The sequence below is a fragment of the Collinsella sp. LCP19S3_D3 genome (assembly GCF_052121455.1).
GTDB lineage: Bacteria > Actinomycetota > Coriobacteriia > Coriobacteriales > Coriobacteriaceae > Collinsella.
The window spans coordinates 28,581-52,115 of sequence record NZ_JBQKEF010000002.1 but is presented as its reverse complement, the minus strand read 5'-3'; the positions used below and the strand labels follow the sequence as shown (position 1 = coordinate 52,115).

Genomic DNA, 23,535 nt, shown 5'->3' with positions numbered 1-23,535 from the left:
CCCTCAAACTGATCTTCTACCGACAACGTTTCCCCCCGTCAATCAAAATCGTCTTGCCCAAGATCGGCATACAGGCCGCGTTTACGGATATAGCCGAGCACGGACTCGCTCGTAAGATAGCGCACGCTCATGCCGCGGGCAACCCGCTTGCGAATGTTGGTCGAGCTAATCGCCAGCGCCGGAATCTGAATATAGCGCACATCAAATGGCAGCCCCGATTCCTTAATCCTCGACCGGGCCGTATCGATGTCAAAGCCGGGGCGTGTCGCAGCGATAAAGGTTGCCAGTTCGGCAATCTCATCAGCATTGTGCCAGGTCACAATATCGATAATCGCATCGGCACCCGTAATAAAGTAAAGCTTCACCTGTGGCGGGTAAAACTCGCGAAGGGCACGCAGCGTATCGGCTGTATAGGTGACACCGGCACGATCGATCTCGAAGCGGCTTGCCAAAAAGGCCGGGTTCGCGGCAGTCGCGAGGACCGTCATGGCATAACGGTCCTCGGCAGGCGTCACCGGTTTGTCGAGCTTAAAGGCAGGAGAGCCGGCCGGCATAAAAAGCACGGCGTCCAAGTCGAGCGACTCGCGAGCCTGCTCGGCGGTAACCAAGTGCCCGTAATGAATCGGGTCAAAGGTGCCGCCCATAATGCCAAGCCGAAACTCGTGCCCATCCTTGATGGGCAGCTCTGGCAATCCGATTCCACCGCGCAGCGACATGGCTTACTCGCCCTCCGGGGTCTCAATAACGTCGACTTCGGTAGCGCCTTCGGAGCCCTCGGCGACATGAGCCACGTCCGCATCCTCGGCCGCTACGTCAATAACCTCAACGCCAGCATCCTCGAGCTCGTCCTCGTATTCCGAGAAGTCCTCGGCGCCCTCAAAGTCAAAGGCGCGCTGGCAAATGCGAACCTCATCGCCCGCTCGGCAGCCGGCCTTCTCGAGCGCATCGTCGACACCCATGCGCGCAAACTTATGCTGCAGGTAGATGACAGCTTCCTCGTTTTCCCAGTCGGTTTGGATAACCATGCGCTCGATCGCGCGACCAACCACGCGGAAAGCACCGGGCTCTTCCTCAACAATGCGGAAGCGCTTCTCGCGCTGCAGACGGCGACGCTCCCACTCCTCATCGCGCAAATCGACAGGCTCATCGGAAACCGCAAGCTCCGCGCGGAGCTTAGCCACCTGCTCGCCCACGGCAAGCATCAGCGTGTTGAGGCCGGCACCCGTAACGGCGGAAACGGCAAAAAACATGTGGCCGTCGTCGAGCGCCGCACGCTTAAGGTCGGCAATCTTGTCGGCCGTACCCGGCGCATCGCACTTGTTGGCGACAACGATCTGCGGGCGCTCCGAGAGCTCGGCACCATACTGCTCGAGCTCACGGTTAATGATGCGATAGTCCTCAACCGGATCGCGATCCTCAAAACCGCCCGTCATATCAACGACATGCATGATCAAAGCAGTGCGCTCAATATGGCGCAGGAACTGGTGACCCAGGCCCTTGCCTTCACTCGCACCCTCGATGAGACCAGGGACGTCGGCAACGACGTAAGAATATTCGCCGGCACGCACCATGCCCAGATTGGGCACGAGCGTGGTAAACGGGTAGTCGGCGATCTTAGGACGGGCGGCACTCATACGCGCGATGAGCGAGGACTTGCCCACCGAGGGAAAGCCCACGAGCGCGGCATCGGCCATAAGTTTCATCTCGAGCTCGATCCAGTGCTCCTCGGCAGGCTCACCCAGCTGGGCAAACGCGGGCGCGCGGCGCACCGACGTCACAAAGTGGGTGTTGCCCAGACCGCCGGCCCCACCGGGCGCCACGACAACGCGCTCGCCATCGTGCACCAGGTCGGCAATCTCGAACATCGGGGTCTGCGTCTCGGGATCGAGCTCGCGGACTACGGTGCCCATGGGAACTTTCAAAATCAGGTCCTCGCCGCTCTTGCCATTGCGACGGGCGCCCTGGCCGTGCGTGCCGCGCTCGGCACGGAAGTGATGCTTAAAGCGGTAATCGATCAGCGAAGACAGCTGAGCATCGGCCTGGATGACGACATTGCCGCCACGACCGCCGTCGCCGCCATCAGGGCCGCCCTTGGGAACAAATGCCTCGCGCCTAAACGACATGCATCCGGCTCCGCCGTCGCCGCCGCAAACGTTAATGCGGCTGATATCGGTGAACTGTGACAACAGAATCGCCTCCTACAAAAAAGAGGGAGACCCTTGAATCCTAAAACTCAAGTGCCTCCCACATATGTGCTCTATGAAGGGTGAATTACGCGTTCGCGAGCGGGCGTACGCTGACCCTGTGCTTGATACCCTTGTGGAACTCAACGGTACCGTCGACCAGCGCGAACAGCGTGTCGTCCTTGCCACGGCCAACGTTCGCACCCGGGTGGATGTGCGTGCCATGCTGACGGACGAGAATCGTGCCCGTGGTTACCGTCTGGCCGGCGAAGCGCTTCGTGCCAAGGCGCTGACCGCGGGAGTCACGGCCATTACGGGAGGAACCGAGTCCTTTTTTGTGTGCCATTGTGTATACCTACTCTTTCGTTACGAGTGTAATCTACTCGGCGACGGGAGCCTCGGCAACAGCCTCAGCCTCTGCCTTGACAGCCTTCTTGGCGCGGGAGGTAGCCTGAACCTTCACGATCTTCAGCTTGGTGAGCTGCTGACGGTGACCCTTCAGACGACGATAGCGCTTACGCTTGTGGAACTTGAAGACCAGCTGCTTCTCGCCCTTGAACTGCTCAACGATCTGAGCGGTAACCTTGGCCTTGGCCAGCTTGTCGGGATCGGTGACGATCTTCTTACCATCGTTGAGGAAGATGACCGGCAGGGTGACCTTGTCGCCCTCATTGCCCTCGATCTTCTCGACGGTGATGACATCGTCGGTGGCGACCTTGTACTGCTTGCCGCCCGTGTTAACGATTGCGTACATGTTTACTTGCCCTTCATGCATCAGTTAGTGCAACAGCCGAATATAGTAGCAGGCGATAATACCCCCGTCAACGAGTATGTGGAGCAAATCCACAAGTTCGCACAGGTATGGGGCTGACGAGTCGGCCCTCGTCGTCTTCGCATGCTTGATTCTGACGCTCGACATCGTAGGAGCAGATGGTCACGAGGTCTTGCATACCGGTGGAAACAATAGGTGCATCGACGCCCGGGGTCAAGCCCTGCAACAAAACATCAGCAGCAGAAAGCAAAATCTCCGGACGCATGGAGCCCTCGTTGTCGGCATGGGTGTCGAGTATGAGCACCAGATGGTCCGGGCACTCCCCCGCCTTAAGCTCGTAGCCCACGAGCGTATGGTCCAAGTCCAGGCGCTTGCTCTTTTTGCCGCGCGCATAGTCGATGCCGTGGGCCGCACGCAACGTGTCAATCGCGGCGCGCACCTCATCGGCGCTCACGGGTGACTCAGGGTCCAGGTGCAGGTCGATGCGGTACGACAGGCGCGTGAGCTGCGCCGTCAGCGCCGGCGTGCGCACGTCGATGTAGGCGGCCTCGATGGGCGCCAAATCGGCCGGAGATGCCGCGGCCAGGCGCCCAAAGGCCTCGTCGAGCGCGACGAACTCGGTCATAAACAGGTCATACCACTCGCAGGTCGACGACGTGCCCACGGGCAGCGCCGACGAAAAACCCACACGCATATGCGGCGAGAAACCCTGCGTCACAGCATAGGGCAGCCCCGCGCGACGCACGATACGCTCAATGGTATGGATTAGTTCCAGGTGGCCCAGGTACTTGAGACGATCGCGCTTGCCGTAGCGAACGCGAAGCCTAAAGAGCGTGGGGTTGTCGGTCAAGCGCTCACTCATGCGCGATCACCCACCAATACGTTCTTGGCGTGGAGCGTGGGGCAGATTCCGCAGCCGGTGCACGACGTGCGGGTGCAGTCGGGGGTCGTGACACCCTCCAGCGAGCGACGGTACTCGCGCTCGAGGAAGCCACGCGAGCAGCCGGGGCTCACGTGCTCCCAGGGCAGGTGCCAGTCCAGCTCGTAGGGCAGGTGCACGAGCTCGTTGAGGTCGATGCCGTTTTTGGCCGCGGCCTCCTTCCAGTTATCGAGCGAAAAATGCTCCACCCAGGCGTCAAAACGCGAACCGGCACGCCAGGCATCGATGATGACAGGCGTCATGTCGCGGCCTGCACGAGACAGCGCCGCCTCGATAAGCGAGGTCTCGGCATCGTGGTAGTGCACGCGGACCGCACGGTTGCGAACGCTCGTAATGAGGAGCTTCTGACGGCGTTTGACGTCGTCGTAATCGAGCTGCGGGCACCATTGGAAAGGCGTGGCGGCCTTGGGAATAAACACCGACACCGAGATGGACACCGAGATGGAGCCGCGGCGCGCCTTGGGTACCACGGAGCGGCCGAGCTCCAGCACGTGGTCGGCCAGGTTGGCGATGGCCACGATATCCTCATCGCGCTCACCGGGAAGACCCATCATAAAGTAGAGCTTCATGCGGTTCCAGCCGGCCTCGAAGGCCGCCTTGGCCGCGCGGTCCACGTCCTCCTCGGTCACGTTCTTGTTGATGATGTCGCGCATACGCTGACTGCCGGCCTCGGGGGCAAACGTCAGGCCGCCCTTCTTTTCGCCGGCGACCGACTCGGCCATATCCACGCCAAACGAATCCAGGCGCTGCGAGGGAATGGACACGCGAATGCCCGTATCTTCCAGGCGGCGGTTGAGCCTGCCAAGCACGTCGCGGATGCAGGAGTGGTCGGTGGTCGAAAGCGACGTGAGCGACACCTCGTCATAGCCGGTCTTTTCCAGGCCCTGGATCACCGAGGACACGATCTGGTCTGCCGAACGCTCGCGCACCGGGCGATACGTCATGCCGGCCTGGCAAAAACGGCAACCGCGAGCGCAGCCGCGCAGGATCTCGATAGACAGGCGATCGTGAACGAGCTGCGCATAGGGCACGCACGACTGCGACAATGGATTGGTAGCGCCAAAGTCCTCGACGACGCGCTTGTAGACCACCGGCGGCACGTCCTTACCCTCACGCGGCACGGTGTAGCCGTGCGGTGAGCAGGGTTCGTCATAGCGCACCTCGTACAGCGACGGCACGTAGGTACCGGAGACGGTCGCGAGCCGCTCGACAATCTGGGCGCGCGGGACGCCCTCGTCACGCAAGCGGCGATGCAACTGGCAGATCTCGAGCAGCGACTCCTCACCCTCGCCAATCAGGATGGCATCGAAGAAGGCCGCATACGGCTCGGGGTTATAAACCGAAGGTCCGCCGGCGACGATGATGGGATCGCCCTCGGTGCGGTCAGCAGCCAGCAGCGGAATGCCGGCGAGGTCGAGCGCCTCGAGAAAGTTTGTCACGGCCATCTCGTGCGGCACGTGCATACCGACGATATCAAACGAGGCCACGGGCGCTGCGCCCTCGAGCGACAGCAGCGGGATACCGGCCTCGCGCATGGCATCGCCCATATCGGGCCACGGCACATAACCGCGCTCACAGGAGATGCCCTCGGCCTGGTTAAGGATATTGTACAGGATGGCGATACCCTGGTTGGGCAGGCCGACCTCGTACACGTCCGGATAAATCATGCAGCAACGATAGTCGGCATCGGCCTTGGAGAGCGTACCCCACTCGTGGTCGATATAGCGACTCGGCTTTTCGACCTTCGCGAGCAGCGGCTCAATCAAATGAAAACAGTCTTGGTATGGAACGCGCAAAAGAAACCCCTAAGCAGCGAGATCGGATGCATCCTCAAAAGGATTCATGGGACGGGTAGCGCCGGCAACCGTGGTCACCAGGTCGCGGACGCGCGAGAACGTGGCGGCAACCACCTCGTTGGCACGGCTGTAGTCGATATCGCGCTCGTAGAGAGACACGAGCGCACGACCCATGCCATAGGTGCCGAGGGCGGCGGAGAGTGCCTTGACGGCAAAGCCGATATGCGGCGTCTGCTTTACCAGGGCGCGAGTGACGGCGCGCATTACCAAGCCGCCGGCAAGCACGCCCGCGACCTCGTAGCCGCGCTCGGGCTTAATGCCGCGTCCAAAGATGGCCGCAAGCTCAAAGAGCATGCCAACCTGCGCCAGCGCCATAACGGGATAATCGGCCCCCGGCAAAAACGCCAGCGCGCCCGTCGCCATATTGGTAAGCGCGCACGAGGTGATGATGCGGTTGGCGGCGGCGATGCGCATAAAGGCAAAGTTCGCCGCAAAGGCCGTCTCCTTTTCCGTACGGTCCAGGATCCAGCGGGCGAGTGTCTCGAGCAGATACGTCTTATCGGTGGCCGCTACCACGCCAAGCATGGGCGTGGACTCCTGGATAAAAGGCACCTCGACAGCGGACTCGGCCAGCACGCACACGGGAGCACCGGCAATTACGAGCTCCTGCACGGCGCTCTCAAGGCGGTCGGAACCGCACGAAAGCACCAGCACCACGTCGGTATCGGTCTTGGGGACGATACGCTCCTCACCCAGGCGCTCAACGCGCACAATACCCGACGTCGTCTGCGGCACAAAGGCATCGCGCACCGTCTCGACCAAAAAACGCGAGGCGGTCGAATCCAGGTAGACCGAAACGCGCACCGGCGTATCGGAATCCCTCTTGGTGGTCGCGCCCATTTTAAAAGCGCGAGTCAGCTTTTCCACGGGAATCTTCATGGCAAACCCCTCCAGCGGTTACGCGGCGCCCGAACGATGCCGCCATATGGATTGTACGATACCCACCGTCAACAACTGGATCATCATCGACGACGAACCGAAGCTAATAAACGGCAGCGGAATACCGGTAATCGGCATCATGCCAATGCACATGCCGATGTTCTCGAACGTCTGAAATGCCCACATGCCGACAATACCCACGCATGACAAGCGTAGAAACAGAGACTCGCACTTAAAGGCGACGCGGATCGTCGAGAAGATGAGCAGTACGTACAGGCACAGCAACAAAAAGGAACCGCAGAAGCCGAACGTCTCTGACAAAAAGGCGAAGACGAAGTCGGTATGGAACTCGGGCAGGAAGCCACCGGCCGACTGCGTCGCATGCCCCAGGCCCTTACCAAAGAAACCGCCCGAGCCGACCGCGATCAACGACTGCTGCAGGTTGTACGCATCGTCCGAATCGGCGTTGTCGGGGTCGATAAAGACCGTCAGACGATTCATCTGGTACTGCTTAATGAGCACATCATGACCGAGCAGCGAATCGAAGACCGAATCGAGCGCCAGGACGAGCGCCACCAAACCCACGAGCAGAGCCAAAGTCGACAGCACCCATTCGCGGCGCGCACCGCTCATGCAGATGACGATGGCGCCCGACACCAGCACGACCAGACCCGAGCCCAAATCGCCCATGGCGACGACGGCCAAAAACGGAACGGACAGCATGCCGCAGAGCTTAATGTAGTCGCGAGCGGTATCGATGCGCCCGTTGTACTGCGAGCCAAGCGTGGCCATAAAGAAAATGGTGATGAGCTTGGCAAGCTCAACGGGCTGGAATGTTAAACCGATACCGGGAATCTTGATCCAACCCGTCATTCCCAAGCCGCCCGTGTAGGACAGGCCCGGAATCTTAGGCGAGAAGATCACGATGAGGTCGATGACGAGCAGGGCCGTCGAAAAATTGGAAATGCCGCGCAGGTCGGTGCGCCAGACGAGCACCGCCAGCACCGCGCCAATACCGATACCCAGCAGGTGACGCGAGAACGAGGCGTCGGCTTTAAACTGCGAGGCGGACCAGATAATAATGGCGCCATAGGTGACGAGCGCCACAGTCGCCAACAGCACGCCGACGTGCACCTTTTGGCGAAACGTTCCGCGCGATGCGGAAATCTGCTTGTTGACGCGGTCCAGGCTGCTGCGAGAGCCGGTTTTGGTTGAGCGGAACAGGTCCGCCGGCGAAAAGTCCATCGCAACCTCCTATCGAACCGAGGAATCGCCCGTGGCCGTCGACGTGTCGGGCTCGTCATAAATCGCACCGAGGACATCGCGCACAACGTGCAGCGCGGTATCGGAGCCGCCACCGCCCTGTTCCAAGACAGTGGCAATCACGTACTTGGGGTCATCGGCCGGCGCGTAGGCGCAAAACCACGCGTAATCGTCCTCGCCGCTCTTCTCGCCCGTGCCGGACTTGCCGTAGACCGTAGGGGTCAGGGAGTTAAAGTGCGCGGCGGTCGAAGTCGACGCCGAGTAAATCACATCGTGCATGCCGTTGCGGACCAGCGCAAGATCGGCATCGTTGTTAATTTGAGCCTCAAGGCGCTTCTTTTTGCCCTTGCCGTTGTACTTGTAGGCATCGCCGTCGCCATCACGCGAGACAGCAGACAAGAACACATGCGGCACATACTGTTTGCCGCCGTTGGCAATACCCATGTAGGCGCAGGCCATCTGCAGCGGTGTCACCAGAATGTCGCCCTGACCGATGGCGATGTTGGTCATATCGCCGGCATTCCACTTGCGGTCCTCGGCCGAGGCGTCGGTAAAGTACGACTCTTTCCACTCGGCATCGGGAATGCGGCCCGCACCCTCACTCGGCAGGTCGATGCCGCAGGTCTTGCCCAGGCCCCAACGACGAAAGACCTCTTGCAGGCCTTCGGGATGCTGGTCGTTGTAGAAAAAGGCCTTGCCCATATCGTAGAACACGGGGTCGCAGGAGTTGGCGATACCGGACTGCAGCGTCATCGTGCCGTGGCCGGAGTGCAGCCAGCAGTACTTTCCCCAAGATTTGCCCAAGCCGGTCCAATATCCCGTGCAGTTGGTCGTTTGACTCGAAGTGTACGTTCCAAATTCGAGGCCAGCCAACGCCGAGAGGGGTTTGATGGTCGAGGCGGACATGTACTGGCCGCTAATGGCGCGGTTGAGCAGCGGATGCGAGCCCTCGTCATCGTTAAGCTCGGTCCACACGTCATTGGAAACACCGCCGATAAAGACAGAAGGATCAAACTTGGGTTCGCTTGCCATGCCCAAGATCTCGCCGTTGTTGGGGTCAAGGCACACCACGGCACCGTTGCCGGCATTGCTATGGCCCGTAGTCTTGGCAAGCTCAATGGCATTCGCCAGAGCCGTCTCGCAGGCCTGTTGAATCTTAAGATCGAGCGTAAGCTTAATGTCAGAACCGGCCTTGGCGGGAACGGCGCCGGCTTGACCGGTAACGTTACCCGAGGCGTCAACTTTCACGGTCTGCTCACCGCGAATGCCCTGCAGCAGATTTTCGTAGTAAATCTCTACGCCCGCCTGACCCACAATATCGCCCGATTGATACGAAATCTGGCCAGCCGCGCTTTCGTTGCCGTCCGACGACTTCTTGTTCTGCGCCTCGAGCTGCTCGGAGGTAATGGTGCCGGTATAGCCCAAAATATGGCAGGCGGTCTCGCCATACGGGTACTGGCGCTCGGTGCGCTCGGCGATCTTCACGCCGGGAAACTCACCGGCGTGCTCCTGAATGTAGGCGACAGTAGAGCGGCGCACGTCAGTCGCGATCGTATGCAGGCTCTGCGCGCCCTCGGAATTGTCCTGGATGTTGCGCAGCACCGCGACATACGGCATGCCGAGCACGTTGGCAAGATGACGCACCAGCACCTTGTCGTCGGCAAGATCGCGATAGGCGACGACGGCGAGCGAGGGGCGGTTTTGCACCAGTGCGACGCCGTTGCGGTCCAAGATGCGGCCACGCACGGCCGGCGTGGTAACGGTACGGGTCTGATTGCTCTTGGCCTGCTTGTCGTAGTAGTCCGACGAGACCATCTGCATGCCCCACAGCTTAACGGCAAGCGCGGCAAACATGGCACCCACGCCCGTGGTGAGGATGGAAAAACGGCCCTTGAAGGCCGTGGCGGCCGTATTGCCCTCGCCCTCGGTGGCGCGCGGGGCCGTTCCGTGCTGTGTGTCGTAGGTAAAGCGGGAGTCGCCGCGGCGCATGATGACCAGCGCGACCACAATGGCCACGACCAGCGCGATACCGGCGACAACAACCGTCAACTGGGAAGACATCTTGAGGCCTCCCCTATTTGAGCTTACGGGTCTTGGGCTTAAAGCGCATGCCCGTCTGACGCCCACCGCGCGCGGAGAACCCATAGCCAGACTGCGGAGCGGCGCCGGACATCAAAAACGGAATGGCAATCAAGCCCGTCAGGATCGAGGACGGCAGAGCGTGCCCAAAGATGGCCACCACAAAGCTCGTCTCCAGACCCATAAACAGCAAGATGATGCTGTAGACCACGTTGATGGCAAGCGCAAAGGCGCCCACGGTAATGCCGCGCGCGCTCGGCGAGCCGCCCGTCTGACCAGCCGCGCTGTGCACCAAAGCAAAACTGCCCACGGTCAGCAGCAGCGACATAACGCCCACCGGCACGGCGGCGGAAAGGTCGTAAAACAGACCGCTGCAAAAGCCGCACACGACGGCACGCGTAGGGTCGCCCGAAAACACGCTCAGACACACCAAGATGATCATAAAGTTGACGCGACCGCCCGCGATGGAGATTTGCGGTGCCAGTCCCGCCTGCAGCAGCACGCAGACGATAGCGGCGATTGCAAAGGCGCGGGAGCCAGTCCCCTGCTCGTGTAGATCCATGGACATGCCTCCCTATTCGCTCGATCCAGAATCGGACGCTTCGGCCGTGTCGGAATCATCATCCGATTTCTCGTCCTTAGAATGAGCCGCGGCATCGCGCGACGTGCCCTGCGGGGTACTATTGGCCGAGCTCACATCATCGTCCGAAGCCGACTGCTCGTCGGTGAGCGAGGTGATGACGAGCACTTCCTCGTTATTTTCGGCCGTGGTCTGCGCACGCACCACAATGGTGTAGTACACGTCGTTAGCCGACTTCTCGACCGAAGACACGGTGCCGAGCGGCAGTCCCTTGGGGAACACGCCACCGATGCCCGAGGTCACGATGATATCGCCAACCTTAACATCGGAGTCGACGCTCACGTACTCAAGACGCAGCGTGCCATCGGGCTGGCCCTGTAGCATGCCTTGTGCGCGCGTGTCCTGCACCATGGCGGACACACCAGAGTTCTCGTCGCCAATCAGGCGCACGGTCGATGTCTTGGCCGAAACCTCGATAATCTGGCCGATGACGCCGGCCGAACTCGTCACGGGCATGTTGATGGTAAGCCCGTCGGCAGAACCCTTATCGATGGTGACGGTCGACGTCCAGGCGTCACCCGAGGCTCCGACAATACGAGCCGCAGTGGACTTGAGGTTATAGGTCGACTGCAGGCCCACAAGACCCTCAAGGCGCTCAGCGGTCTTTTGGGCCTCGGAAAGCTCCGCGACCTTGGAAGTGAGAACCTCGTTTTGCTTCTTAAGGTCGTCGAGCGACTCCTGCGAAGCGGTGAGGTTGGAGAACACGTTGCCGATGGCATTGAATGGCGCCGCCACCGCCGAGCCAACAAAACGCACCGGAGAGGTGATTGTCGTGACGCCCGAACGAACGGCATGTATCGGCCCGGCCTCGCCCTCTCGAATGTAAAACGTGAGCAGCAACACAGAAATCAGGCTGAAAACAATCAACGGGCGCATACCCGTTGATTGTCGTTTGGTATTCAGATTTGAAGAGAAACCCGAAGATCGTGCCAAATGGAATCCACCTTTTGGAAATTAAGCGTTGGTCTGGACGAAACCGCCGTCAAACGCGTTGGCCTCGAGCACGCGGGCGCAACCGTTTACGACGTTGTCGAGCGCCGTGGGGCTCACGTTGACCGAAACGCCCGTCTCATCGCGCAAGCGGACGTCGAGGCCGCGCAGCAGCGCTCCGCCGCCGGTCAGCAGAATGCCGTAGTACATAAGGTCCGAGGCAAGATCGGGCGGTGTGGCGTCGAGTGCGTCCTTGACGGCCTTGGCCATCTCGTCGAGCGGCTTATTGAGCGCACGACGAATCTCCTCGCTCTCGATGCGCACGGTCTTGGGCAGGCCCGTGATCACGTCGCGGCCATTGACCTCGACGTCAAGCTCGTCCTTGAGCGGCACGGCAGAGCCGACCTTAATCTTAATGTCCTCGGCCGTGCGCTCGCCGATGGCCAAATTGTAGGCATCGCGAACATGCGTGAGGATAGCCTGATCGAACTCGTCGCCGGCAATGCGGATGGACTGCGACACGACGATACCGCCCATGGCGATAACGGCAACCTCGGTGGTGCCGCCGCCGATATCGATGACCATGGAGCCGGTCGGCTCCTCTACAGGCAAGTCAGCACCGATAGCCGCGGCCATAGGCTCCTCGATCAGATAGGCCTGGCGGGCACCTGCCTGGATCGTGGCCTCAAAAACGGCACGCTTCTCGACCGACGTGACACCGGAGGGAACGCATACGACGACGCGCGGACGAGGGGTCCACGGATAGCGCTTCTCGGAAGCCTTATCGATAAAGTAGCGAAGCATGGCCTCGGTGACATCGAAGTCGGCGATGACGCCATCCTTAAGAGGACGCACGGCCACAATGTTGCCGGGCGTACGGCCAAGCATACGCTTGGCCTCGATACCGACTGCAAGAATGCGCTCATCGTTTTTGTCGATAGCGACGACGGAAGGCTCGCGAATGACGATGCCCTTGCCGCGCACGGAGACAAGCGTATTGGCGGTGCCGAGGTCGATGGCTAGATCGCCCGCATAGCTACCGAAAAACATGTCCATCAAAGAAAACAACGCAACTCCTGATGTGTTGGATGATTGCTGGAAAACTACTAGCCCATCATACTAGCGCAAGCCCGGCACCTCACTTGCGGTGAAGCACCGGGCAGCGCCAAATCTCATAAGGTCACTACTGGTTGTCAGCGGCCGAGAAATCGATGTCGAGCGAAGATACCGCCCAGCCGATATGGTTATCGGAGCGCACGAATTTGACGGTATATTCCTGCTCGCCGCCCTTGGACAGGGAAGCCTTCACCTTCGCGGTGGTCTCGGTCATGGACTGATCCATGCCCTCGATGGAGACGGTGGCGCCCTGCGGGATCGAGGAGATAATCATCGCCTTGGCGTCCTCGGACAGGCTGGAGGCCAGGCAGGACTCGGCCTTGGCGGTATCACCGTCGCCGGCAGCCTGGAACAGATCGGTGATGACGGACTCCTGCGAGGGGATACCCATGCCGCGCGTGTAGGCAAAGCCCAAACCGCCCGCGGCAAGAACAATCAGCAGAAGCAAAACCAGGAAGACCTTGAGGCCCGTATGGCGATGGCGACGACGGACCTTGGCCTGCTTGCGGTCCTGACGATCCTGCTGGACCATCTCGGACTCGGACAGCGTAAAGAAGCCCGTGTCGGACGGATCGGGCATAAACTGGCCAGTGGCACCCGTGGGATCGAGCGGATCGACAGCAGTCGTATCCATGGCGGGCGCCGGGGCCGTGGCCATGGCGGTCTGGGCCGAAAGCGCAGCGAGCGAATCGTGCACGCGCGCGAGCTCATCGGCCTGCTCGGGTGTGAGCTGATAGATGCCGTCGGCGGTGGCGGCATTAAAGGCATCGAGCGCCTCGGAAGGACGACCCGCGGCAGAAAGCGCCTCGCCCATACCCGCGTTAAGCGCACGCGTGTCATCGCGCGGACCGGCAAAGTCGATGGCCGTGCGATAGGTCTCCACGGCGTCCGCCGGTCGGCCAAGTTTGATGAAGCAGCGGCCGAGCTCGCCAAGGGCGGCCGCGGGGGCTGGATTGGCGCCATCGATGGCGGCCTGGCGGAAGGCAGTGCCTGCATTGGCGAAATCGCCCGACTGGAACAGCGCGTTGCCAAGACCCAGATAGGCCTTAAACGGCGTGGCATAGGAAGCATCCTGCGTTGCGGCGGAGAACGCCTGGGCTGCGGTCACATAGTCACCCACGGCAGCGAGCGCCTTGCCGCGGTTGGTGAGCAGCGCGCCGCGCTTTCCATAGGTGCCGTCGTTGAGGGCAGCCGCGTACGCCTCGGCAGCCTCGGCGTACATACCCAGGTGCATCAGAGCGTTGCCACGCAGATGGTCGGCCTCGCCCATGATCTCGCTGGGGGTCTTTGCCGCACCGAGCATCTGAGCGGCTGCAGAAAAGTCGCCCGCACGATAAGCGGCTCGACCCTGTTGAATCAGCTGGCTATTCAAGGAAGTCCCCTTTTACTCGTGAACGATCTCGACATGGACGATCTCGTCGCCGGCACGCAGCTGCGAAATCACGTCGAGGCCCTCGACCGTGGTGCCAAAGACGGTGTAACCGGAATCCAGATTGTGCTGGGCTCCCAGGCAGAAGTAGAACTGGGAGCCCGCGGAATCGGGATCCATGGAACGTGCCATGGCAAGCGCACCGTCCACATGGCTGTTGCGCGGGTTGGTGGCAAACTCTCCCTTGATGCAGTAGCCGGGGCCACCGGTGCCGGGCATACCGTCGGGGCCCTCAAGGCCGGCGGCGACGTCAGCGCCGGACATATCGCGGGTATTGGGGTCGCCGCCCTGGATCACAAAGCCGGGCACATAGCGGTGAAACTTAAGGCCATCATAAAAGCCCATGGTGGAAAGCTCGCAGAAGTTCGCCACATGGATGGGAGCGCCCTCGCCGTCAAATTTGACCTTGATCGTACCCTTCGACGTCTCGATGATCGCACACTCATCACCAGCGAGCTGGTACTCGGGCGTATAAAGCTCTTTCTTAAAACCAAACATGCGGTTCCTTCCTCGTGCGTTTAAAGCATATTTGTACGAATTGTAGCAATAAGCACGGGCTTCCATCAATTGCGCACGCAGGTTATGCCGTCGGAGGGCAACAAATTACGAACGCGGCTGCGGCTTCCAGGCGCTCACATTGGCATCGTACTGGTTAAGGGCGCTGTTGCCGCCCTGTGCGATGGGCGCCAAGATTTCACTCTGGCGTGCGCTCAGCGACTCGCCATCGGGAATGGACAGCGAGATATCCCAGCTCTGGCAGATCATGTCGACGCGCTCGTACATCCACTCGGCAAGCTGCTTGAGGTGCTCGATATCCTCCGCGTAGACGGTATCATCTTGCACCTTAAGGTTGTTGAGCTCGTCTTGGGTATTTTTGATCTGGTCGCGCAGGGCATAAGCGCTCTGCGACAGCTCCTGACGCGTGGAGAGCGGCGTGCGCAGGTACCCGCTGTTAAACGAGTCGACAACCTCGCCGATCTGATCATCGTCGCCATACGACACGATGGTCTGATACAGACCGTCGAGCTTGGCATAGAGCTGGTCGTCGGAAAGGACGGTCTCCTCCTGGACCACCTCGGCGGTATCGTCGGACTTGGTCTCTTCCTCGGTAGCCTCGCCCTTCTGGCGCGAGGGGAACGTCGTCTTGGCGGCCTGGCCAAACTGGTCGTAAAAGCCCGGCATAACGCCCATGGGGTCCGACGTCACAAACCAATAGGCACTGCCGCACACGGCAGCGAGCAACGCGATGACGATGAGCGGCTTGGGAATACGGCGCTTGTGCTTGTGGTAGGCATCCTCGTCCGGATGCACCTTGCGCTTGGGTTTTTGATTTTTGGACTGAGCGTCGTCACGAAGGGACACCGGCAGCGGGATATCGACCTTGGGAATGCCAAAATCCCTGTCGAAAGCCGGCAGCACGCAGGTCTCATTGGGATCGGCGGCATCGGAAAGTACCGCGGCGGCAGAGGCCGGCGCATGGGGCACCTCGGTATCGATCTGCTCCTGCGTCAGGCGGGGAAAACCAGCCGTGCGCCCAGCAGCCAGGTCGGATGCGGCCGCATCCTCGGATAGAATGCCCGGGGCAGGGCGCCCGCACTTGGAACAGGTACGGTCATGAGGCGACAGACGGGCACCGCAGCCTTCGCAGAACACAAACTCGGTGTGCTCGGGGCCATCGCCCGGGCCAACATAGGTATTGCAATAGGGGCAGAACGAGGAGCCGTCCTCTATGGTCTTGAGACAATGCGGGCAAATCACGGCATCCTCTTTTCGGAATCATTCGAACAATCGAGGTTAGAGCATAACATCGCTACGCCCCTAAAGGCACAGGGCACCAATTCAACATCGCAGGGTAGCTAATTTGGGACGGGGCTTTTTTAGCTGCCCTGGCCGCCAATCGGCCAAATAGATCGCGTCATCAGCCGGGTAGCTAAAAAAGCCCCGTCCCAAATTAGCTACCCTGTGAGGTGCGGTTACTTCTTCTTCTTTTTGCTCGGCATCGAGACCTTAATGCCCTGGGCGGACTTGGTCACACGCGAGCGCTTGGCGCCCGCGCCCTTCTTTTTCTTGGGCTGGGTCTTTTCCACGCCCTCGAGCGCGCGGGCCTCGGCCTCGCGTGTCGTACGCTCCTCGCGGCGCTGCGCCATGTCGGCGGCGACGCGCTTGGCAAAACGCTCGGCCGTCGAGCCCGTCGAGCTCACCTTGCCGCCACCGCGGCCCAAGCGAACGCGCACGCCGCGGCCAAAGCCAGTGGCGGCATGGCGGCGACGCGGCTTAAGCGAATCCATCATCGTGGCGAGTTTAAAGAACACGCTGCAAGTAAAGACCACAATCACCAGAAGGATAATTGCCTCGCCCATCGACAAGTTGGCGATAGACAGCAGCTCGGGGAATCCAATAACGCCCACCAAGATGCCGACGACGACAAATACAAAGAGCACCACGCGCAAGGGTGTGAGCGGTTGCGAGATACGCCAGATCAGGCTCACGCTTGCTGCGCACGACGTAAGCAGGCACATCGTCGACAGCGTGAGCTGGCTAAAGCCAAACACGCGCGCCACAAAGATGTCGAGCGCCGCGGCCAAAATGACTGCAACCGACGCCGGCAGCGCGCGCTTGAGCACGTTGGTCAAGAATGACCCCTTCACGCGGGCATTGTTGGGCTCAAGGCCCAGCACAAAGCCCGGCGCGCCGATGCAGAAGAAGTTAATGAGCGTCATCTGGATAGGCTCAAAGGGATACGGCGGCAGCGCGATGCACAGTGCCGCCAGGCCCATCGAGAACAGCGTCTTGGTCAGGAACAGCGAGGCCGAACGCTGCAGGTTGTTGATGGAGCGACGGCCCTCGGCCACCACGGCGGGCATCGAGGCAAAGTCGTTATCGACCAGCACGATCTCGGCCACGTTGCGTGCGGCGTCGGAACCGGCGGCCATGGCCACGGAGCAGTCCGCCTCTTTGAGTGCCAGCACATCGTTGACGCCGTCGCCCGTCATGGCAACGGTATGGCCACGACGCTTGAGCGCCTGCACGAGCTCGCGCTTCTGCTGCGGGGTCACGCGGCCAAAGACATGGTAGCGGTCCACCGCCGCATCAATCTTGGACGGCGTATCGAGCGTCGTGGCGTCCACATAAGCGTCCGCCCCCGGCACGCCCACCACGCGCGCGATCGACGACACCGTACGAGGGTCGTCGCCACTGATCACGTTGAGGGTCACGCCCTGCTCGTTAAAGTAGCCGATGGTCTCGGCGGCCGAAGTGCGAATCTCATCGCGAATGGTCACAAAGCCCACGGGCTCGGCCTCGCCCACCATATCGCCATCGGGCGTAAAGCCGTCCACACGGGCCACCACGAGCACGCGGCAGGTGTCGGCAAGCTCGGCCACACGATTTTCGACCTGCGCAAAGATACGCTCCGAAAGCACAAATTGCGCCGCGCCCATCACATAGGAGCCCTGCGCAAACGAGGCGCCGCTCCACTTTTTGGAGGACGAAAACGGAATGACCGACAGCGGCTCGGACACCTCGACCGGGCGGTCGGCGTAGTAGTTGAGCAGCGCCTGACAGGTCTCATTGGCATCAGCCGAGGTCGCGCGCGCGACATTGGCAAGCGCAAAATCGAGCACGGTAGTATCGACGGGGACAGGTGCCTCGTCCCGGGCCAAGCCCACGCCCTCAACGGGCAACGGATAGGTGCCCGCGACCTCCATGCGACCCGACGTGATGGTGCCCGTCTTGTCCAGGCACAGCACGTCGACGCGCGCGAGCGTCTCGATGCAATAGAGCTGTTGCGCGAGTACCTTGCGGCGCGCCAGGCGCACCGTGGCGATGGCAAGCACCGACGAGGTCAGCAGCACCAGGCCCTGCGGAATCATGCCCAAAAGAGCGCCCACCGTGGACAGCAGCGCCGACGAAGGCACGCGACCGGCCAGCAGCTCGGAAAAGCACCACGAAAGCGCGCTATCGCCCGGCGTACCGGCGGCATCCCATAGCCCGCTCACACTCGCGGCAAACAAGGCCAGACCGAGCGGAATCATAATGATGCTCGCAAAACGCACGATGGCGTTGAGCGCGTTCATGATCTCGGAATTGACCTTTTTGACGTACTTGGCCTCGTTATTGATCTTGGCCACATAGTTATCCGCACCAACATGGACCACGCGGGCACGCAACAGGCCCGAGTCGATAAAGCTGCCGCTCATGAGCTCGGAACCAGGTTGCTTCTTAATAAGGTCGCTCTCGCCCGTCAGCAGACTTTCGTTAACGAGCGCCTCGCCCGATACCACCACGGCGTCGGCAGGTATCTGGTCCCCGCGCCCCAGACGAATGATGTCGTCGAGCACGATCTGGTCCAAGTCGAGCTCCACCTCGGCGCCGTCGCGCACCGCGATGGCCTTCTTAGAGGTCAGCAGTGTGAGCTTATCGACCATCTTCTTGGAGCGCATGGACTGGATGACGCCAATGGCGGTATTGAGGAACACCACGAACAGGAACGTCAGGTTCTTAAACGATCCGGTCATAATGACCAAAATCGCTAAAATCACGTTGATCAGATTGAACAGCGTGCAGAGATTTTCGATGATAAGCTCACGAACCGATTTGGTCTTGAGCTCCATGTTGCGATTGATCTTGCCGGCGGCAATGCGCTCCTCGACCTCGGCGGTCGAAAGTCCGCGCTCGATATCCGTCGTTGCCATACCACGTCCTATCACGTCGCGTCGGTATAAGAAAAACCGCCCGGACCATGCGAGGTTCGGACGGTCTTACGTTCGATGGTGCCCCATGTTGGATTCGAACCAACGGCCTTCTGCTCCGGAGGCAGACGCTCTAATCCCCTGAGCTAATAGGGCCAACGGTTGGCATTATACCCAAGTGCGCCACGAGCTAACAACATAATAGAAAAAGCTCTGCAATTACGTGGGAGACGAAGCGCAACGGCTCACTTTAGGACGCAAAAGTGAAATAATTAGTATAAACTCTCATGCACCATATGATACGGCTCGCACTGCGGGCCGTTTTTGCAAGGGTTATCCATCGAGGTGAGAGGCACACCATGATTGCAATTTTAAAGCAGAGCGCAAGCGATGAGGCCATCGGCCACATCGTCAGCTGGATTGAGAAGAAGGGTCTCAAAACCGACGTGTCGCGCGGCGAGAACGAGACCATCATCGGCCTGGTGGGCGATACGACCAAGATCGACCCGTTCCTCCTCGAGTCCATGGACGTCGTCGAGCGTGTGCAGCGCGTCTCCGAACCGTTCAAGCGTGCCAACCGCAAGTTTCACCCCGAGGACTCTGTCATCGACTGCGGCCACGGCATCAAGATCGGCGGCGACCAGTTCCAGGTCATCGCCGGACCCTGCTCCGTCGAGGGCGAAAACCTCATTCGCATCGCACGCCGCGTAAAGGCCGCCGGCGCCACCATGCTGCGCGGCGGCGCCTACAAGCCCCGCACCTCCCCTTACGCCTACCAGGGCATGGGCCCCGCCGGCCTGGACCTGCTATGCGAGGCCTCGGCCGAGCTCGACATGCCGATCGTCACCGAGATCATGGACCCGCGCGACGTGCAGGTCTTCTTGGATAAGAAGATTGACGTCATGCAGATTGGCGCCCGCAACGCGCAGAACTTCCCCCTGCTCAAGGAGGTCGGCAAGACCAAGACCCCGGTCCTGCTCAAGCGCGGCATGTCCGGCACGATCGACGAGCTGCTCATGGCTGCCGAGTACATCATGAGCGAGGGCAACGACAACGTTATCCTGTGCGAGCGCGGCATTCGCACCTTCGAGACCCGTACCCGTAACACCTTCGACCTCAACGCCGTGCCGGTGCTGCACCACCTGTCGCACCTGCCCGTCGTGGCCGACCCCAGCCATGCGACCGGCTACACCCGCTACGTTGAACCCATGGCGCTCGCCGCGACCGCCTGCGGCGCCAACGGTCTGGAGATCGAGGTCCACGACGAGCCCAGCCGCGCGTGGTCCGACGGCGCCCAGGCCCTCACCCCCGACCAGTTTGACGACACCATGCGCCGTATCCGCGCCATCCGCGGGGTCGTCTGCCAAGAGACCATGGAGTAGCCCATGGGTACGGTAAGAAACGCACGCGTTAACCAGGGCGGCCCCAAATGCGCCGGCGTTGTGGGCCTGGGCCTCATCGGCGGCAGCTTTGCCCGCGGCTATGCGCAGGCGGGCGTCCGCGTGCTGGCCTGGGACCCCGACGATGACGTCATGACGGCCGCCAGCATGGGCACCGTCGCCGGCGAGCTCAACGACGAGACGCTCGGCGAGTGCGACATCATCGTGCTGGCCTGTTACCCCGAGGCCTGCATCGAATGGCTCGAGGCGCACGCCCAGGCACTCGCCGACGCCACCGATACCGAGGCCATCATGGGGCCCGTGGTGATTGACACCGTGGGCGTGAAGGGCATCGTGTGCGAGCGTGCCTTTGAGCTTGCCCACGAGTACGGGTTTTACTTTGTGGGCGCGCACCCCATGGCGGGCACCCAGTACTCGGGCTACGCTCACTCCCGTGCCGACCTGTTCCAGGGCGCGCCACTCGTGCTCGTGCCGCCTGCAGTGGACGATGCGCTCAAGCTTGAGCTTTTAGGCCAGGTGCGCGAGATGGTGCGCCCCTTAGGGTTTGGCAAGTTCAGCGTGACCACCGCCGCCGAACACGACCGCGTGATCGCCTTTACGAGCCAGCTCGCGCACGTCGTCTCAAACGCCTACGTCAAAAGCCCGACCGCCCAGGTTCACCACGGTTTTTCGGCCGGTAGCTACCGCGACCTTACCCGCGTGGCGCACCTCAACCCGCAAATGTGGTCCGAGCTCATGATCGACGACGCCGACGCACTTGCCTTTGAGATCGACCACCTGATCGAGTCGCTTGGCGCCTACAGCCGTGCGCTCAAGGACCGCGACCAACGTTATCTTGAGAATCTCCTTGCCGAGGGCGACCGCATCAAGCGCGCGCTCGACGACGAGGCCGCCCACTAGACCACTTATCACGCCAGGTCGAAAGGACCAAAGCTTATGGCGATTACCATCAATATCGACACCGCACGCCCCTACCAGGTGCACGTCGGCACGTTTTTGCTGGAGCAGGCGGGCCCGCTCGTCCGCGCCACCGCCGGCGGATCGCGCGCCGTCATTGTGACAGACACCAACGTGGGCCCGCTCTACCAGATGCCCGTTAAGCAGAGCCTGGAGGCTGCGGGCTATACGGTGAGTGTCTGCACCTTCGAGGCCGGCGAGGCCCACAAGCGCGCCGAGACCTACATCAACATCTTGGAGTTTGTGGCCGAGCACGAGCTCTCGCGCTCCGACGTGATCGTGGCACTCGGCGGCGGCGTCGTGGGCGACGTGGCTGGCTTTGTGGCCGCCACCTACATGCGCGGCTGTAAATTTGTGCAGATCCCCACGAGCCTGCTCGCTATGGTTGATTCGTCGGTGGGCGGCAAGACGGCCATCGACCTAGCAGCCGGCAAAAACCTGGCCGGCGCCTTTTGGCAGCCGAGTGTTGTTATTGCCGACGTGGGGTGTCTCGCCACCCTCACGCCCGAGCAGTTCGCCGACGGCTGCGGAGAGGTCGTCAAACACGCCGTGATCGCCGACCCCGAGCTTTTCACCGAGTTGGAGAAGACCCCGCTCACGCTGGAGCTCCTCAACCGGGACGTGGCCCGCGTGGCGCTCATCATCGCCCGCAATATCGACATTAAACGCGCCGTGGTTGTCGCCGATGAGCGCGAGACCAACCAGCGCAAGCTGCTCAACTTTGGACACAGCGCTGGACACGCTGTCGAGGCCTGCGAGCACTTTGAGCTGGGACATGGCAACTGCGTGTCGATCGGCATGGGCATCATCACGCGCGCCGCAGCGCTTCATGGCATCTGCGACGCCGCGCTGCCCGCACGTATTGAGGAGCTCTGCGCCCGCCACGGTCTCAAGACCCGCTGCGAGCTTTCCGCCGACGCCATCTTTGCCGAGGCGCTGCACGACAAAAAACGCGCCGGTGACACCATCGACTTGGTAATTCCGCACGGCATTGGCCGCTGCAGCATCGACCGCACGCCGCTTTCCGCCTTTCATGATTTAATTGCCGAGGGCCTCGGCCAGAAGGGAGACGCCTCCGCATGCTAGCCCGCATCACTCCGTCCCCACTCAAGGGCACCGTCCCCGCCATCGCATCCAAGTCGATGGCGCACCGCCTCATCATCTGCGCCGCCCTTGCCAACGGAGAGACGCATGTGACCTGCAACACCACCTGCGCCGATATCGAGGCCACGGTGCGCTGCCTCACGGCGCTCGGCGCCCGCATCGAGACCGTCGAGGATGGCTTCCAAGTCCATCCCACTATGAAGAGTATTGAGTTCGGCCTGCTCAAAGCACTTGCCGGCGGCACGCTCGACTGCGGCGAGAGCGGCTCCACGCTCCGCTTTATGCTGCCCGTCGCCTGCGCGCTGGGAGCAGAGGCCACGTTTGTGGGCCAGGGCCGTCTGGGCGCCCGCCCGCTCTCCCCGCTCTCGGACGAGATCATCGCCGCCGGCTGCGACCTGCAGGGCCTGGGCGGCTTTCCGCTCAAGACGAGCGGCCGCATGCGCCCGGGCACATTTATCCTGCCGGGCAACGTGAGCTCGCAGTACATTTCCGGCTTGCTGCTGGCGGCCCCGCTGCTGGCCCAGCCCTCCTGCGTACAGGTGACCGGCCTTATCGAGAGCCGCCCCTACATCAACCTGACCATCCAGGCCATGAAGGCCTTCGGCATCGAGGTCAACGTCGAGCGCATCCCCGCCAAGAATGGCAAGCCCGAGGTCACGAACTTCCGCGTGAGCAGCGGCTCGTACCGCACGCCTGGCAACGTGGCTGTCGAGGGCGACTGGTCCAACGCCGCCTTTTGGCTGTGTGCCGGCGCCATCGGCTCCGACCCCATCACCGTGGAAGGCGTGTCGCTGAGCTCCGCGCAGGGCGACCGCAACGTGCTTGCCGCGCTCTCGCGCTTTGGCGCCCGCATCGTGCGCTCCACCAACGCCGCCACCGTGCAGTCCGACAAGCTCGCCGGCTTTGAGATGAGCGCGCACGACATCCCCGACCTGGTGCCCGTTATCTCGGCCGTGGCATCGCTGGCACAAGGCCGCACGTTCATCCGCGATTGTGCCCGCCTGCGCATTAAGGAATCCGATCGCTTGGCTACCACCACCCGTGAGCTCACCGCGCTGGGCGCGCAGGTGCGCATTGCCGGCGACGACCTCATCATCAAGGGTGTCGATGCCTTTACCGGCGGCGAGGTCGATTCGCACAACGACCATCGTATCGCCATGATGGCCGCCATCGCCGCGAGCCGTGCCACCGGCGAAGTTGTGATCCACGGCGCCGAGGCCGTCAATAAGTCCTATCCCGATTTCTTTGACCACTACCGCCTGCTGGGCGGCAAGGTCACGCTCGAGGAGGAATAGC

The 23,535-nt window shown here is 61.5% G+C and carries 20 protein-coding genes and 1 tRNA gene; 4 read left to right on the top strand and 17 right to left on the bottom strand.

What is annotated here, in order from left to right:
* Positions 1 to 38: 38 nt before the first annotated feature.
* The 17 genes from nadD to ACTQXM_RS01075 form a co-directional block, all read right to left on the bottom strand.
* Positions 39 to 716: a nicotinate-nucleotide adenylyltransferase gene (gene nadD / locus ACTQXM_RS01155; protein ID WP_154516208.1), complete on the bottom strand. Its 678-nt coding sequence runs from the start codon at positions 714 to 716 to the stop codon at positions 39 to 41.
* A 3-nt stretch (positions 717 to 719) separates the two neighbouring features.
* Entirely contained in the window at positions 720 to 2,186 is a 1,467-nt protein-coding gene (gene obgE, locus ACTQXM_RS01150; RefSeq protein WP_441536996.1) for a GTPase ObgE, read from the bottom strand.
* An 85-nt stretch (positions 2,187 to 2,271) separates the two neighbouring features.
* Positions 2,272 to 2,529 (bottom strand): 50S ribosomal protein L27, encoded by a 258-nt coding sequence (gene rpmA / locus ACTQXM_RS01145; protein ID WP_154516202.1) that lies wholly within the window; start codon positions 2,527 to 2,529, stop codon positions 2,272 to 2,274.
* Between the two features lie 33 nt (positions 2,530 to 2,562).
* Positions 2,563 to 2,937: a 50S ribosomal protein L21 gene (rplU, locus tag ACTQXM_RS01140; RefSeq protein WP_035138585.1), complete on the bottom strand. Its 375-nt coding sequence runs from the start codon at positions 2,935 to 2,937 to the stop codon at positions 2,563 to 2,565.
* 67 nt (positions 2,938 to 3,004) lie between these two features.
* The gene (locus ACTQXM_RS01135; RefSeq protein WP_441048365.1) at positions 3,005 to 3,817 is read right to left on the bottom strand and encodes a TIGR03936 family radical SAM-associated protein; all 813 of its coding nucleotides are present in this window, start codon (positions 3,815 to 3,817) and stop codon (positions 3,005 to 3,007) included.
* A complete protein-coding gene (locus ACTQXM_RS01130) occupies positions 3,814 to 5,691 on the bottom strand; it encodes a TIGR03960 family B12-binding radical SAM protein (protein WP_441536995.1) in 1,878 nt (625 codons plus the stop codon). The genes ACTQXM_RS01135 and ACTQXM_RS01130 overlap by 4 nt, the downstream gene beginning before the upstream one ends.
* A gap of 9 nt (positions 5,692 to 5,700) precedes the next feature.
* Positions 5,701 to 6,630 (bottom strand): YcjF family protein, encoded by a 930-nt coding sequence (locus ACTQXM_RS01125; protein ID WP_441536994.1) that lies wholly within the window; start codon positions 6,628 to 6,630, stop codon positions 5,701 to 5,703.
* An 18-nt stretch (positions 6,631 to 6,648) separates the two neighbouring features.
* Complete coding sequence (locus ACTQXM_RS01120; RefSeq protein WP_154516190.1) at positions 6,649 to 7,875, bottom strand: FtsW/RodA/SpoVE family cell cycle protein; 1,227 nt, start codon at positions 7,873 to 7,875, stop codon at positions 6,649 to 6,651.
* A gap of 9 nt (positions 7,876 to 7,884) precedes the next feature.
* Positions 7,885 to 9,954, bottom strand: coding sequence for a penicillin-binding protein 2 (gene mrdA, locus ACTQXM_RS01115; RefSeq protein WP_154516187.1), 2,070 nt, complete (start codon positions 9,952 to 9,954; stop codon positions 7,885 to 7,887).
* Positions 9,955 to 9,967: 13 nt separating this feature from the next.
* Positions 9,968 to 10,534, bottom strand: a complete 567-nt coding sequence (locus ACTQXM_RS01110) for a hypothetical protein (protein ID WP_154516184.1) — start codon at positions 10,532 to 10,534, stop codon at positions 9,968 to 9,970.
* Between the two features lie 12 nt (positions 10,535 to 10,546).
* A complete protein-coding gene (gene mreC, locus ACTQXM_RS01105) occupies positions 10,547 to 11,488 on the bottom strand; it encodes a rod shape-determining protein MreC (protein WP_441536993.1) in 942 nt (313 codons plus the stop codon).
* 78 nt (positions 11,489 to 11,566) lie between these two features.
* Entirely contained in the window at positions 11,567 to 12,598 is a 1,032-nt protein-coding gene (locus tag ACTQXM_RS01100) for a rod shape-determining protein (RefSeq protein WP_006236061.1), read from the bottom strand.
* 127 nt (positions 12,599 to 12,725) lie between these two features.
* Positions 12,726 to 14,030, bottom strand: coding sequence for a tetratricopeptide repeat protein (locus ACTQXM_RS01095; RefSeq protein ID WP_441536992.1), 1,305 nt, complete (start codon positions 14,028 to 14,030; stop codon positions 12,726 to 12,728).
* A gap of 12 nt (positions 14,031 to 14,042) precedes the next feature.
* Entirely contained in the window at positions 14,043 to 14,585 is a 543-nt protein-coding gene (locus ACTQXM_RS01090; protein WP_154516178.1) for a peptidylprolyl isomerase, read from the bottom strand.
* Positions 14,586 to 14,690: 105 nt separating this feature from the next.
* Positions 14,691 to 15,845 carry a zinc ribbon domain-containing protein gene (locus tag ACTQXM_RS01085; protein WP_441536991.1) on the bottom strand — a complete coding sequence of 385 codons (1,155 nt, stop codon included), beginning with the start codon at positions 15,843 to 15,845 and terminating at the stop codon, positions 14,691 to 14,693.
* 215 nt (positions 15,846 to 16,060) lie between these two features.
* The gene (locus ACTQXM_RS01080; protein ID WP_441536990.1) at positions 16,061 to 18,781 is read right to left on the bottom strand and encodes an HAD-IC family P-type ATPase; all 2,721 of its coding nucleotides are present in this window, start codon (positions 18,779 to 18,781) and stop codon (positions 16,061 to 16,063) included.
* 76 nt (positions 18,782 to 18,857) lie between these two features.
* Positions 18,858 to 18,934, bottom strand: a tRNA-Arg gene (locus ACTQXM_RS01075).
* 203 nt (positions 18,935 to 19,137) lie between these two features.
* Between ACTQXM_RS01075 and aroF the strand changes: the two genes are divergently transcribed.
* The 4 genes from aroF to aroA are packed head-to-tail and all read left to right on the top strand — an operon-like array spanning position 19,138 to position 23,534.
* The gene (gene aroF, locus ACTQXM_RS01070; RefSeq protein WP_441536989.1) at positions 19,138 to 20,160 is read left to right on the top strand and encodes a 3-deoxy-7-phosphoheptulonate synthase; all 1,023 of its coding nucleotides are present in this window, start codon (positions 19,138 to 19,140) and stop codon (positions 20,158 to 20,160) included.
* 3 nt (positions 20,161 to 20,163) lie between these two features.
* Entirely contained in the window at positions 20,164 to 21,078 is a 915-nt protein-coding gene (locus ACTQXM_RS01065) for a prephenate dehydrogenase (protein ID WP_441536988.1), read from the top strand.
* Positions 21,079 to 21,114: 36 nt separating this feature from the next.
* Entirely contained in the window at positions 21,115 to 22,221 is a 1,107-nt protein-coding gene (gene aroB, locus ACTQXM_RS01060) for a 3-dehydroquinate synthase (protein WP_441536987.1), read from the top strand.
* Entirely contained in the window at positions 22,215 to 23,534 is a 1,320-nt protein-coding gene (gene aroA, locus ACTQXM_RS01055; RefSeq protein ID WP_441536986.1) for a 3-phosphoshikimate 1-carboxyvinyltransferase, read from the top strand. The genes aroB and aroA overlap by 7 nt, the downstream gene beginning before the upstream one ends.
* Position 23,535: the final 1 nt, after the last annotated feature.